At 68.7% G+C, this 12895-nt stretch carries 11 protein-coding genes; 5 read left to right on the forward strand and 6 right to left on the reverse strand.

The window, feature by feature from the left end; translation table 11 throughout:
- Positions 1 to 104: 104 nt before the first annotated feature.
- Positions 105 to 1070 (reverse strand): glycoside hydrolase family 6 protein, encoded by a 966-nt coding sequence (locus IG02_RS0130530; RefSeq protein WP_030755095.1) that lies wholly within the window; start codon positions 1068 to 1070, stop codon positions 105 to 107.
- Positions 1071 to 1549: 479 nt separating this feature from the next.
- On the opposite strand from IG02_RS0130530, the gene IG02_RS0130535 reads away from it, so the two are divergent.
- Positions 1550 to 2671, forward strand: coding sequence for an aminotransferase class V-fold PLP-dependent enzyme (locus tag IG02_RS0130535; RefSeq protein ID WP_051765908.1), 1122 nt, complete (start codon positions 1550 to 1552; stop codon positions 2669 to 2671).
- Positions 2672 to 2741: 70 nt separating this feature from the next.
- Here the strand turns inward: IG02_RS0130535 and IG02_RS0130540 are convergent, their stop codons facing one another.
- Both IG02_RS0130540 and IG02_RS0130545 read right to left on the reverse strand, forming a co-directional pair.
- Positions 2742 to 2939, reverse strand: a complete 198-nt coding sequence (locus tag IG02_RS0130540) for a hypothetical protein (protein ID WP_030755101.1) — start codon at positions 2937 to 2939, stop codon at positions 2742 to 2744.
- 42 nt (positions 2940 to 2981) lie between these two features.
- Positions 2982 to 4271, reverse strand: a complete 1290-nt coding sequence (locus tag IG02_RS0130545) for an ROK family transcriptional regulator (RefSeq protein WP_051765920.1) — start codon at positions 4269 to 4271, stop codon at positions 2982 to 2984.
- A gap of 313 nt (positions 4272 to 4584) precedes the next feature.
- On the opposite strand from IG02_RS0130545, the gene IG02_RS0130550 reads away from it, so the two are divergent.
- A complete protein-coding gene (locus tag IG02_RS0130550; protein ID WP_078854961.1) occupies positions 4585 to 5613 on the forward strand; it encodes a sugar phosphate isomerase/epimerase family protein in 1029 nt (342 codons plus the stop codon).
- Positions 5614 to 6017: 404 nt separating this feature from the next.
- On the opposite strand, the gene IG02_RS0130560 is transcribed toward IG02_RS0130550, so the two are convergent.
- Positions 6018 to 7190: an epoxide hydrolase family protein gene (locus tag IG02_RS0130560; RefSeq protein WP_030755111.1), complete on the reverse strand. Its 1173-nt coding sequence runs from the start codon at positions 7188 to 7190 to the stop codon at positions 6018 to 6020.
- An 82-nt stretch (positions 7191 to 7272) separates the two neighbouring features.
- Here IG02_RS0130560 and IG02_RS0130565 point away from each other — a divergent pair, with 82 nt between their 5' ends.
- The gene (locus IG02_RS0130565; protein ID WP_030755113.1) at positions 7273 to 7848 is read left to right on the forward strand and encodes a CGNR zinc finger domain-containing protein; all 576 of its coding nucleotides are present in this window, start codon (positions 7273 to 7275) and stop codon (positions 7846 to 7848) included.
- A gap of 167 nt (positions 7849 to 8015) precedes the next feature.
- On the opposite strand, the gene IG02_RS0130570 is transcribed toward IG02_RS0130565, so the two are convergent.
- Together IG02_RS0130570 and IG02_RS0130575 are read right to left on the reverse strand one after the other, a co-directional pair.
- A complete protein-coding gene (locus IG02_RS0130570; RefSeq protein WP_030755116.1) occupies positions 8016 to 8477 on the reverse strand; it encodes a pyridoxamine 5'-phosphate oxidase family protein in 462 nt (153 codons plus the stop codon).
- A gap of 359 nt (positions 8478 to 8836) precedes the next feature.
- A complete protein-coding gene (locus IG02_RS0130575; RefSeq protein ID WP_030755119.1) occupies positions 8837 to 9859 on the reverse strand; it encodes a LacI family DNA-binding transcriptional regulator in 1023 nt (340 codons plus the stop codon).
- A 323-nt stretch (positions 9860 to 10182) separates the two neighbouring features.
- On the opposite strand from IG02_RS0130575, the gene IG02_RS0130580 reads away from it, so the two are divergent.
- Positions 10183 to 11838 carry a glycoside hydrolase 43 family protein gene (locus tag IG02_RS0130580; protein ID WP_030755123.1) on the forward strand — a complete coding sequence of 552 codons (1656 nt, stop codon included), beginning with the start codon at positions 10183 to 10185 and terminating at the stop codon, positions 11836 to 11838.
- 100 nt (positions 11839 to 11938) lie between these two features.
- The gene (locus IG02_RS0130585; protein WP_030755126.1) at positions 11939 to 12856 is read left to right on the forward strand and encodes an alpha/beta hydrolase family esterase; all 918 of its coding nucleotides are present in this window, start codon (positions 11939 to 11941) and stop codon (positions 12854 to 12856) included.
- Positions 12857 to 12895: the final 39 nt, after the last annotated feature.

Here is a 12895-nt window from a genome sequence, read left to right on the forward strand (position 1 = left end):
CACGGCACTCGCACGCCCGGTCAGAGACGGGATCACCGGCCGCCTGCCGTTGCCGCCGCCGCCGGACGGTGGCGCGGAGGGCACCAGATGACAGGAGCCCTGGATCAGTAGCCGTAGATCATCTTGTAGGCGACCTCGGGGAGGAACTGTCCGGCCGTGGATCCGGCCCCGACGCCGCAGTTGCCGTCGGACTCGCCCGGCGTCTTGACCCACAGGAGCATCTCGGCGCCTCCGCCCAGCCGGGTGGGGGTGCCGATGCGGCGACCGGAGGGGTTGCACCACTGGCCGTCGGAGCCGTTGCCGTTACGGCTGGTGTCCACGACGAACGGCTTGGTGTAGCCGTAGCGGGCGTTGAGTTCGCTGTTGACGGCGTTGCCGTAGGCCGTGTTCTCGGCAGTGGTGAAGTAGTTGGAGATGTTGAGCGAGAAGCCGTGGGCCTGTCGGAGGCCGGCTTCGTGGAGACGCTGGGCCATGGTCGCCGGGCTCGCCCAGACCGGGTTGCCGGCATCGAGGTAGACCCAGGTGTTGGGGGCCTGGCGGTTGAACTCGGCGAGGGCGCCCGTGAGCATGCTCTCGCGTTCGTCGATCTGCCCCTGCGTCATGCAGCCGTAGTCCCCGAGGGAGTCCGGTTCGAGGAGGACGACGGCCGGGCGGTTGGCGATCCCGCCGGCGAACTGCGCGATCCAGCTCGCGTAGGCGGACGGCGAGGCGGCTCCGCCCGCGGAGTGTCCGCCGCAGTAGTCGCGGTTGTAGATGTTGTAGGCGACGAGGACGGGCAGCTTGTCCCTCTGGTCCGCCGCCCCCGCGTACGCGCCCGTGGCCGTGCCGATGGTGCCGCTCCAGGAGCCGAACCAGCGGGCCATCGGAGTGTTGGCGATGGACGTGCCGATCGCGGCCGCCCGGCCGTCACCGGGGTTGGCGGCGGCCCACCGCTTCGGGCTGGAGTCGGGGTCCGCGTAGAACCCGCTGGTCATAGTCGTGGGATCGGCCGCGTGGGCGGACGGTGCGATGGCGAGCGCCAGCGGCAGAGCGGCGAACGCTGCCATGAGGGCGCGGATTCTGCGGCGCATGACTGTACCTCGATTTCCTGGCAGGGATGCGTCGCACGCTCTCGTCCCGAGCATGCGACGCGCTGAGGAAGCGCGGTGGTACGACGTCCCCTTGTGCATGGGCCGTCCGGCAGGGACGCACACTCGCAGGGCCGGCAACACATTATGGGAGCGCTCCCATGCGGAGGCGGTCCCAGCGCGCTGAAAGCCGTCGGGTGTGACCGGTATGGTGTGGTCTGCTGACCGGCCTGTCAAGAGCCGACGTGCGTCCCGCCTTTCGTTTGATGAGGACAGAGTTCAGCCGTCCCCCGGCACGGAATACGCTCCCCAGTCCTCGGCGCCTTCCTTCGGCTGCTCGGTGTTCCACCGGCGCGGCCGTATGAACTCCTCACGCCCGGCGCTGGTCGGCTCGGAGTGGACGCGTATACTGTGTAGTTCTCAGGCAGGTGACGGGTGGTCGCGCGCACGCATACCCGATAGTTCCTTCAGGGGGCGCTCGCGTGACGGCGGAACTCGACGACTACCTCGCCTCCTTCGCCGAGCCGACCGGATACCTCAACTTCGGCAGCTACGGACCACCGTCGCGCGCGGTCGTGGAGACGATCGGCCGGCTGACGGCCGACGCGAGCGCCGGTGTGCCCTCGGCGGGACTGCACGCGGAGGACGAGAACGCGCTCGCGGCTGTCTCGCGCCTCACCGGGTTCGACCGGAGCGCGGTGGTGCTGACGTCCAGCACGTCGCTCGGCCTCCTCCAGATCGCCTTCGGCCTGCCGCGCGGCGCGGTGCTCGTCAGCGGTGCGGAGTTCCCCTCGAATCTGTACGCGTGGTGGCGAGCGCAGGACGCGGGGCTCACCACCGTGCGCACTCTGCCCGCCGTGCCCGGAAACGAGCTCGCGCCGGTAACGCCCGAACGCGTGGCAGCCGCCCTCACGCCGGACACCGTCGCGGTGGCGGTCAGCGCGGTCGACTTCCGCACCGGGGTCCGCGCCGACCTCGCCGGCATCCGTTCGGCGATCGGCGACCGCCTACTCGTGGTCGACGGCATCCAGGGATTCGGTGTCGTCGACGCCGACTGGACCCTGGCCGACGCGCTCGTCGTCGGCGGTCAGAAGTGGCTCAGAGCGGGGTGGGGCACGGGGTTCGTGGCACTGTCCCCCCGGGGGCTCGCGCGCCTGCGGCCCCTTCTCGGCGGCTGGACCGGTGTCGAAAGGCCCACGCACTACGATGGCGTGCCCCACGACCCGCTCCCCGGCGCACAGCGCTTCTCGACGACCAACGGATCACCGTTCGCCTCCGGGGCGCTCGCGACGGCCCTCGCGCAGTTGGAATCGGTCGGGGTCGCCACCGTCCAGCGCCGCGTCGAGGACACGGTGACGGCCTTCATCGACCGGCTCCTCGCCGCGGGGATGCCGGTACTGTCGCCCGTTTCGCCCCGCGAACGCGCGGGGCTTGTGGTGGTGGGCACTCCGCACGGTGACGCCCCGGCTCTCCACGAACGGCTCGCCGCGGCGGGCGTGACCGCAACCGTGCACGGGGTGGACCGCATACGTTTCAGCGTTCACGCGACCACCAGGCCGACCGCGCTCGACGCGGTTCTGACCGTTCTGGGAGAACCGTCATGATCCGTGCCCGAGTTCGTCCCGTCGGACAGCGTCCAGAAGGCGTCGGCGGACGCGCACCGCGGCGTACTTCTCACACGGCCGGCGCGGCAGTCCGGTTGCGTGCCAGCATGATCGCGGGCCCCGCGGCGAGGACGAAGAGGACTCCCGCCATCGCGACGTAGAGGTACACGCCGGTCGCCGCGCTCACCGCGGCATCGCCGGCAGCGGTCCCGGGAACAAGAGTCGCCTTGAGCACCTCGCCCCCGGCGAAGGTGGCAACCCCCTGCACCGGACGGCGCGCCCTGATCGGACGCTCGTAGGGCGAGGACCCTTAAACGCCGTCGTCGCCTGACCGGCCTCCGGCCGTGGTCGGAGGCGATGACGCGTCGGCGAGCGCCGCGTCGAGGCGATCGGCGGCGAGGGCGTGCTGGATGGCCATGGCCGCCGCGCCGATGACGCCGGACCGGATGCCGGTCGTTGCCGGCACGATCTGGAGGCGGGCGGTGGCGAGAGGGTGCGTGCGGCCGTAGACGACCTCTCGCGCCCCGGCGATGAGACTCTCGCCGGCTTGGGCGAGTGAACCACCGATGACGACGAGCTCGGGGTTGAGCAGGCTCACGCAGGTCGCGATGATTTCGCCGATTGTGCGTCCGGCCTGACGAACTGCCTGTGCGGCAGCGATATTGCCGTCGCGGACGAGCGCGACGACATCACTGTTCGTCGCGGCCGGAACGCCGACTGCGGTGAGGTGTTCGATGATCGCGCGGCCACTCGCGACGGCCTCGAGGCATCCGGTGTTGCCGCACGTGCACAGGACGTCGGAGACATGAGGGGCCGCCACGTGGCCGAGGTCGCCGGCCGCTCCGACCGCGCCTCGGAGCAGGCGACGACCACTGATGATCCCCGCGCCGATCCCGGTGGCGACCTTGATGAACAGGAGGTGATCGAGCTCCGGGTGGGCCGTCACGTGCTCGCCGAGGGCCATGAGGTTGACGTCGTTGTCGACGAGCACCGGAACGTCCCAGTGGCGCCGCACGTGTCCCGGTACGTCATAACCGTCCCACCCCGGCATGATGGGCGGGCATATGGGCCTGCCGCTCGAGTGCTCGACCGGGCCCGGCAGGCCGATCCCGATGCCGACCAGGTCCTCGACGTCCCGGTCCGCCTCGTCGAGTAGTCGTCGTATCGTCGCGACGACCCAGTCGAGGACTGTGATCGGCCCTGCCGAGATGTCGACATGCTCGGCGACCTCGGACAGGGGGCGGCCGGTGAGATCGGTCAGGGCGACATTTCCGTGGGTCGCCCCGAGGTCGGCGCCGACCACGACCCGAGCCTGTGGATTGAAGGCGAACCTGGCCGGAGGGCGGCCGCCGGTTGAGGCCGCCCTGCCCGAGGGGGCGAGCAGACCGCTGGCGAGCAGGGCATCGACGCGGATGTTGACGGTGGACCGGGCCAGTCCGGTGAGTCTGGCCAGCTCAGCACGGGTCCGGGGCCGCCCGTCGCGAAGTAGTTGGAGTAACTCCCCGGCGCCGGGAGCCCCGGAGCCGGGTCCGGCGAAGCCGCCCGTGGCCGCCGCGTCGCGATGAACCGGCGCACGTGGCGCGGATGCGGACTGGGGCATGGTCGAAGTGAATCACACGAGGATGCCATGAGGCGATCGTGGTGTCCGAGAAGCAACTGGCACCAAGGCAGGACAAGGGTGACAAGGGTACCGACGGCAGCGTCCTCGGCCAGGCCGGAGCCGGCGTCCACAAGCCCGCCGGCACTGCCCGGCCGGAGATGCCACCTGTCTGTTGTCGGCCCGACCACTTATGCACGCTGATCTACAGACTTCTGTCGGACTCTTGTTGAAAGTTCTGCCGTCGCCCTATGGTCGGCACCGCAGCGCTGGAAAGCGACGGCCGTAGGGCCGCGCGAATACAGAAGGAGAGCCTGTGGAAAACGAGTTGAGTCGTCGCGCCGTGCTCGGCGCCGGTGCCGGCGTGCTGGCCACCGGAGCGCTCACCGCCCATGCGAGCCCGGCCTCCGCCCTTGCCTCCTCACCGCAGGGCCGGCCTGGTGGCGGGCCGAACGTGATTCCGGCCGACCGCGTCGGCTTGCAGATCTTCACCGTCCGCCAGTTGATCGGCAGCGACTACAAGAACCTCGAAATCGCCCTGGAGACGGTCCACGACGCCGGTGTCCGGGAGCTCGAGCTCGCCGGCGACTACTACACGAAGACGACGGCCCAGCTCAGGTCCATCGTCCAGTCGCACGGGCTTCGCATCGTGAGCAACCACTTCGGCCCACGCGGAGCCAACCTTCCGAACCCGTGGCTGACCCACGACGGCAGGATGCAGATCTTCGAGGACGCCCAGACGCTGGGTAAGTTCCCCCATGTCGGCACCGGCAGCATGTTCGGCTTCCCCGGCGCCGGATCCGGCGGGAACACCAGCGATGGCTTCAAGGCCCTGGCGGAAAAGTTCAACGAGTGCGGCGAGCACGCCGTTTCGCAGGGCTTCGGCGGCTTCTTCTTCCACAACCACGACAGCGAGTTCGCCCTCGAGAACGGCGTCCCGCTCTACAACACCTTGCTCGAGTACACCGACCCCCGGTACGTCAACTTCGAGGTCGACCTGGGCTGGGTCGCGGTCGCCGGCGAGGATCCGTACTGGTGGATCAAGAAGCATGGGAAGCGATTCATCGCGTTCCACATCAAGGACATCAAGTGGGACCCGGACGGCAACCGCACGGCGGCTGCGGGCACCCGCGCGGGAGGAAGGAAATTCCGGTTCGTCGACGTCGGGAAGGGCGACATCGACTGGACCCGCGCACTGTCCGCGCTCAAGGACCTCCGGCACTACCGGTTCTTCCTGGAGCACGATGACGCCGGCGACCTGACCCGCAACCCGCCCGGGCCCGCGAACACGGTCTGGCGAGGCTGCAGCACTCTGGGGAGCATCAACACCTCCCGACGCAAGTAGGAGGAACGGGCATACCGAGTCGGGGTCCCACTCCGTCCTGGGCGGGACCCGGATCGGCGCGTTCGCGCGGCCACGCCGCCCTCGCGGACGAACCACCCGTCAGCCGCGTCCCCACAGGTGTACCGACGCAGGCGGGACGCCCCCGGTCTCATGGGGACGAACACCCTCGTCGTGAACAGCAACCGGCTGACCGGATGCCGGGGCGAGGAGGCCGCCGCCGGACCGTACGGGGATCCGCGTCGGGTCGGGGCCTCGGCGGCGATCCGTGTGCATGGCGACCAAGTCGCCGCCTCCTGGACGTGAACCGACGAGCTCGAACGCGTCGGATGAGCGCGGTCTGGAAGCCGTCGGGCAACGCCTTGAGCCGGATCAGGCGGTGATCGAGTGCCGGTGCCCGGCCGCGTTCACCGATGAGCGGCCAGCACTGCCGCGAGGCCTTCTTGCAGATCTTTGACGAAATACTGGGGAACCTCCAACGACGGGAAATGTCCCCCGGTTTCGGGCGACCTCCATCGGACGATCTGCCGGTACCGTTCCTGTGCCCAGGGGCGCGGACACTTCTCGATGTCGCGGGGGTACATGCTGATTGCTGACGGGACGTCGACCCGGAGTTCGGGATCGAGCGAGTTGTGGCTTTCGTAGTAAATGCGGGCCGCCGATGCGCCGGTCCGTGTCAGCCAATACAGGGTGACGTTGTCAAGAACGCTGTCTATGGACATCGTCTCGAACGGGCTGTCTTCGGTGTCTGACCACTCGGCGAACTTGTCAAGGATCCAGGCGAGAAGCCCGACCGGTGAGTCGACGAGGGAGTAGCCGATGGTCTGCGGTCGGGTCGCCTGCTGCTTCGCGTACGCCGCGCGGTGGCGCCAGAAATCGCGGGTTTCCTCGGTCCACGTGCGCTCGACCGCCGTCAGCCCGTCCGTTGTCAACCCGGGCGGCCCCTCCGCGAACGTGGTGTGGATGCCGAGAACGTGCTCCGGGAACCTGCCGCCGAGAACCGTGGTGATATTGCCTCCCCAGTCGCCGCCGTGGGCTGCGAATTTGCTGTAGCCGAGCCTTCCCATCAGTTCCACCCATGCGGCCGCGATCTTTTCGGTTCCCCACCCGGTGGTGGCCGGCTTGTCGCTGTAACCAAAGCCCGGTAGTGATGGAACCACGACGTGGAACGCCGGCGCGTCCGCGTCTTTCGGATCTGCCAGCTCGTCCACTACGTGGGTGAACTCGGCAATGCTGCCCGGCCAGCCGTGCGTCAAGATCAGGGGAGTGGCGTCCGCGCGCGCGGATCGGCGGTGCAGGAAGTGGAGTCCCAGATCATCAATGGTCGTGCGGAACTGGCCGATCCGGTCAAGGCGCTCTTCGAACGACCGCCAGTTGTACCCGGCGCGCCAGTAGCTTACGACATCGATGAGATCGGCGAGGGGAACACCCTGTTCCCATCGGCGAGGGCCGGGCGCGGCGTGATGGACCGTCTCGGCTTCCGGTAGCCGCGCCGCGGCCAGTCGCGCCCGCAGATCGTCGAGGTCACCGTCAGTTGCGTGGGCTTCACATGCTTGCACGTCGCTGGTGGGGCGGGGCATGAGACCTCCTGGCCATCGCGGAACCGGCTTAGGCGGTTCTAGCATGCCTTCATGCCTGCGTGCAACCTGCTAAGGTGGTTCCATGCGTGCTGGGTTCCCTGACTTCCGCCTCGGTAGTGTGCTGGCGACCAGCTTCACGGGGACCCTGTCGGAGCGTCATGGCGCCGCTGTGGAGCGCATTCCCACGCCGCACCGACTCGTCGACTGGCTGGCAGTGAACGGTCTCGCCGTGGACTCCTGCACCACTGCCCAGCTCGACCTCGCTCGGGAACTGAGGGAGTCGATTCACGCCGCCGCGACGGCGGCCGCGATCCAGGACGCTCTCCCCGCATCCGCTGTCCAAGTCATCAACGACTGCAGCGCTCAGGGTCGGGCCGCGGCGATCCTGACGGCCGAGGGCAAGCGGCATTGGCGGCTCAGCTCGGCTTCCTGTGTGGAAGATGCCCTCAGTGTGATCGCCGCCGACGCGATCAGCATCATCGCGGGCGAACGGGACGGAAGATTGGCCTTGTGCGCATCACCAACCTGCCAAGCCGCCTTCTTCGACACCAGTCAAAGTCGCACCCGCAAATGGTGTGACATGAACACGTGCGGGAATCGTCAGAAGAAAGCGCGCTTCAATGCCAACCAGCGCAAAAGCCCCAGATCAGCGGAGTGACCTTACCCTCGATACATCCAAGTGTGGCCCCACGCACGGACGTTCATCGGCTCTTCGGGCCGCCGAATGGGTACGTCGCCGGTCCGGTTGTCACTGCTGAAACGCCGAGGTTGGTACTCCAGCTGGCGATCGTGATGCGAGAGAGGCGCGTCGGCGGGTGACGGCCGTTATTCCAGCCACGTGCCGTCGCGCATGATGACTCTTCCGCGTAGTTCCGGCTCGCCGCGCCAAGCGCGCACAGTGCTCGGGACCACGCGTACATACAGAAAGGAACCCTCTTCCGCGCGTGGATCCCACCCGAACTTGCCGGCGAACGCCTCCGCTGCGCCTCCCGGCACCTCCTGGTCCGGGAAACACTCCGCCTCACCCTGGAGGAGCACCACGTCGAAGGTGTCCGGTAGAGCCAGGCGCACGCGTGGCTCGTTGCGGACGTTCCGTGCGGTCACGGAAGTCGCGCCGGTGCACATCCACACTGCTCGCCCGTCCCACAAGAACCACAGTGGCACCTGGTGCGGCCCGTGATCAGGGTGAGCCGTCGACACCCACACATCCCGCTCGGTGGCGAGCCGCTCCAGAGTGTCGCGCATCCGCTGCGTCGTCTGGCGGCGAACGATTCCCGTGGTCTCCATGAGGACCGACCCTAGCCAGCGGGCGCGAGGCGCGCCTGAGGCGCAGGGCCTACTCCCAGCGGCCGATGACCCCTCAGTTTTTGGGAAGGGGAGTGGCGGACCTGGTGCTCATCCAGTCCGGCCGGCCCCGTCTGTGTCCGCGTCCCAGGATGCCCGGCGCGGCAGGTGCCGCATGGGGTGCGGGGTCGATTCCCCGACCCACTCCGCGATTGTCCAGCACGTTGTCCGCGTGCGCGGCGCAAGGGTGTTCCGAAGCGTGTGGCAGGTTCAGCATTCTGAACGACTCTCGAGCTATCGGACAAGCATGGATGGTAGGCAGAGTTCGGGCGGCGTCAACCCGTTCCGACAGGTTTCGGCTGTCAACCCCGAAAGCGAGCGGTGCTCTCCCGGATGACGAGCTCGGTGGCGAGTTCTTCGCGTCCGCGCTCGAGCGGGCGGCCCTGGGCGAGGGCGATCACCATGCCGGCGGCGGTGGCGGCCATCTCGGCGAGCGGTTGGCGCACGGTGGTGAGTGGCGGGGTCAGCCAGCGGCTCGGGAAGAGGTCGTCGAATCCGACGACGCTCAGGTCCTCGGGAACGCGTATACCCGCCTCGACCGCCGCGCGGTAGACACCGAGCGCCTGGCCGTCGTTGCCGGCGAAGACGGCGGTCGGTGGCTCCGGGAGACGCAGCAGATCACGGGTGTGCTTGAGCCCGTCCAGGATCTGGAAGTCGCCGATGCGGACGAGGGCGGGGTCGATCGGAATGCCGGCCATGTCGAGGGCGGCCCGGTAGCCGTCGAGCCTGGCCCGGCCGGCCAGGGCGTGCTCCGGCCCCGTGATGACGGCGATGCGCCGGTGGCCGAGTTCCAGGAGGTGTCGGGTCGCCGACAGGCCGCCGCTCCAGTTGCTCGCGCTCACCGACGGGGCGCCGTGGCTGGGGTATCCGGTGGGGTCGACCAGCGCGAACGGTATGCCGCGGGTTCGTAGTTGTTCTGCCTGCTCGTCGCTGGGGCCCGCGAATACGGAGATGACACCGACCGGGCGGCGGGCCAGCACGCCCGCGACCCAGTCTCGCCCCGGGGTGTGGTCGCCCCGTAACTCGGATACGACTACGGCTAGTTGGTGTTCCACGGCCACGCGCCGGACACCGCGGAAGATCTCGGTCGGGTAGGGGCCGCGTACCTCGTGGAAGACCAGTTCGAGCAGGGCGGCGGGCCCTGCCGCCTTCTGCCGCCGGTACCCGTGCCGGCGGATGATGTCCTCGATCAGCGAGCGGGTCGCCGGGGCCACATCGGCCCGCCCGTTGACGACCTTGGAGACCGTGGCCACGGAGACGCCCGCACGCTTCGCGATCTGCGCGATGGTCAGCGGTTCGTCCTGGCGGCCGTCGACTGAGGACATGCCGGGCAGTGTACTGGCTCGTTCCGATCCTTTCGAAGAGAGCACTCTCGTTGTGCGACAAGGCCGTCACAGGGGCTTGACGACATAAGAGGGCGCTCCTACGTTCCTCTCACCACCACAACGATCGGTAGTACTTCCCAAATTCATTCGTCAGGAGACCGCCATGAAGAGGGGGCTTTCTGCGCACACCGCAATGGGAGCGCTCCCAATTCTCTCCCGGGGGTCTCCCTCGTCCACCATCACTTCGGCGAACCCCACGAGGCATGACGACCCTCGCCGCACTCCCGGCCTTCCAACCCCCCACGCCGAGAAGAGTGATCCCCATGTCCGCATCCGCACAGCCCCACTTCCCCAGCCGCCGGGGAATACTGACCACCGCCACCGGACTCGCCGCGGGAACCGCGATGCCTCTGGTCGGCGCGCGGCCGGCACACGCCGCGTCACCTCGTGCGGCGATCCAGGAGTCCTCCGTTGCCGCAGCCTCGTTCACGAATCCGGTGATCTGGCAGGACTTCGCCGACATCGACGTCATCCGGGTCGGTGACACGTACTACTGCTCGGCCTCGACGATGCACTACTCGCCCGGTGCGCCGATTCTGCGCTCCTACGACCTGGTCAACTGGGAGTTCGCCGGCCACTCGGTGCCACGTCTGGACTTCGGGGCCAAGTACGACCTGAACGGCGGGCGTGGCTACGTGCGGGGTGTCTGGGCGTCGTCGCTGGCCTACCGGCCGGGCAACCGCACGTTCTACTGGCTGGGCCAGATCGACTTCGCCCGCACCTACATCTACTCCGCCACGTCGGTCGAGGGCCCCTGGACCCGGCACGCGGATCTGCCGAACGTCTACTACGACGCGGGGCTGCTCGTCGACACCGACAACACCCTCTACGTGGCCTACGGCAACTCCCAGATCAGCGTCGCCCAACTCTCCCCGGACGCCCGCGGTCAGGTCCGCGCCCAGCAGGTCTTCTCCACCCCCGCCGGCATCGGAACCCTGGAGGGCTCCCGCTTCTACAAGATCAACGGGAACTACTACATCTTCCTCACCCGCCCGGCCAACGGGCAGTACATCCTCAAGTCCACCTCGGGCCCCTTCGGCCCCTACACCCTGCGTCAGGTCCTCCTCAACCTGCCAGGACCGATCCCGGGCGGCGGTGTCCCGCATCAGGGCGGGCTCGTCCAGACCCAGAACGGCCAGTGGTACTACCTGGCCTTCGTCGACGCCTACCCCGGCGGACGCGTTCCGGCCCTCGCTCCCGTCACCTGGACATCCGACGGCTGGCCACAGCTGCAACTCGTGAACGGCGCCTGGGGCACCACCTACACCACTCCCAGCCTTCCGCCACCGCCCCGTCAGGTCGAACCCCTCACCGGCGTCGACACCTTCCAGGGGACCACCCTCAAACCCGCCTGGGAGTGGAACCACAACCCCGACAACGGCCGATGGGCAGTCAACAACGGCTTGCGCCTGACCACCGCCACCGTCACCAACGACCTCTACACCGCCCGCAACACCCTCACCCACCGCATCCAGGGCCCCACTTCCACCGCCACCATCACCCTCGACCACCCCCAGATGCGCGACGGTGATCGAGCCGGCCTCGCCGTCCTCCGTGACTCCTCCGCCTGGATCGGCCTCAAACGCGACAACGGCACCACCCGCCTGGTCATGGTCGACGGCCTGACCATGGACGGCAACTGGAACACCACCGGCACCGGCACCGAACGCGCCACCACGGCCATCACCGGCAGCCGCGTCTGGCTGCGTGCCGCCGCCGACATCCGCCCCGGCACCGGCCGCCAGGCCCGCTTCTCCTACAGCACCAACGGCACCACCTACACCACTTTCGGCCCCGCCTTCACCCTCAACAACGCCTGGCAGTTCTTCATGGGCTACCGCTATGCCATCTTCAACCACGCCACCCAGGCGCTCGGCGGCATCGTGACCGTCAGCCGCTTCGAGCTGACCACGCCATGAACACCTCCGGCGCGCACCGTTGCCCGCGCCGGCCGCTCGCATGAACGGAAGGAGAAGAGCGTGTCCATGCCCACCGTCCACCACCACGCGGAGTCGTGCCATGTCACTGCGTAAGCTCTTACTCGTACCTGTCGCCGTCGCGGCAGCGCTCGTCATGGCCACGAGCGGCCCGGCGGTGAGCAGCAGCCATGGTGAAGGCGCGTCCGCCACGCAGGCCGGCACCGCCTCGGCGGCCGCCGGGTGCGGCCAGGCCCCGACGCTTCGGGACGGCACGTACACCATCCAGAGCGGCGGCAAGAACCGCGGCTTCATCCTGGACGTCCCCGACAACTACGACCGCAACCGCTCCTACCGGCTGGTCCTGGGGTTCCACTGGTGGGGCGGCACCGCCACCGACGTCGCCACCGGGCAGACCGTGGAGCGGGAGGTCTGGTCCTACTACGGGCTCAAGCGGCTGGCCAACAACAGTGCCATCTTCGTCGCGCCCCAGGGCCTCGACAACGCCTGGGCCAATTCCGGCGGCGAGGACGTGACCTTCGTCGACGACCTCCTCAGGAGGATCGAGGGAGATCTCTGCGTCGACACGACGCGCCGGTTCGCCCTGGGCTTCAGCTACGGCGGCGCCATGAGCTACTCGCTCGCCTGCTCCCGGCCGAATGTCTTCCGCGCGGTCGCGGCCTACGGCCCTCCCGGTCAGATCAGTGGATGCGCCGGTGGCACCGGGGCCGTCGCGTACTTCGCGGCGCACGGCGTCAGCGACAACATCGCAGGCGGACGCGCGATGCGCGACCGGTTCGTCAGGAACAACGGCTGTACCGCCCAGAACCCGCCCGAGCCGCCCCAGGGCAGCCTGCGGCACATCTCCACCACCTACGCGGGATGCGCGGCCGGACGTCCGGTCGTCTGGGCCGCGTTCGACGGCGGACACATCGCCGCGCCACAGGACGGAGCCCCCGGTGACAGCGGCTCCCGAACCTGGTTGCCCGGCGAGACGTGGAGGTTCTTCACGCAGTTCTAGCCCGACGGTACGAGCACCCGGGGTGGATCACTGCCGGGA

It is taken from the genome of Streptomyces sp. NRRL F-5135, assembly GCF_000719775.1.
Taxonomy (GTDB): domain Bacteria; phylum Actinomycetota; class Actinomycetes; order Streptomycetales; family Streptomycetaceae; genus Streptomyces; species Streptomyces hebeiensis.

Coding starts and splice junctions, on each gene's coding strand:
- IG02_RS0130530 (WP_030755095.1), bottom strand. CDS start 1,070: ATGCGCCGCAGAATCCGCGCCCTCATGGCAGCGTTCGCCGCTCTGCCG.
- IG02_RS0130585 (WP_030755126.1), top strand. CDS start 11,939: ATGTCACTGCGTAAGCTCTTACTCGTACCTGTCGCCGTCGCGGCAGCG.
- IG02_RS0130580 (WP_030755123.1), top strand. CDS start 10,183: ATGTCCGCATCCGCACAGCCCCACTTCCCCAGCCGCCGGGGAATACTG.
- IG02_RS0130575 (WP_030755119.1), bottom strand. CDS start 9,859: ATGTCCTCAGTCGACGGCCGCCAGGACGAACCGCTGACCATCGCGCAG.
- IG02_RS0130560 (WP_030755111.1), bottom strand. CDS start 7,190: ATGCCCCGCCCCACCAGCGACGTGCAAGCATGTGAAGCCCACGCAACT.
- IG02_RS0130570 (WP_030755116.1), bottom strand. CDS start 8,477: ATGGAGACCACGGGAATCGTTCGCCGCCAGACGACGCAGCGGATGCGC.
- IG02_RS0130565 (WP_030755113.1), top strand. CDS start 7,273: ATGCGTGCTGGGTTCCCTGACTTCCGCCTCGGTAGTGTGCTGGCGACC.
- IG02_RS0130545 (WP_051765920.1), bottom strand. CDS start 4,271: ATGCCCCAGTCCGCATCCGCGCCACGTGCGCCGGTTCATCGCGACGCG.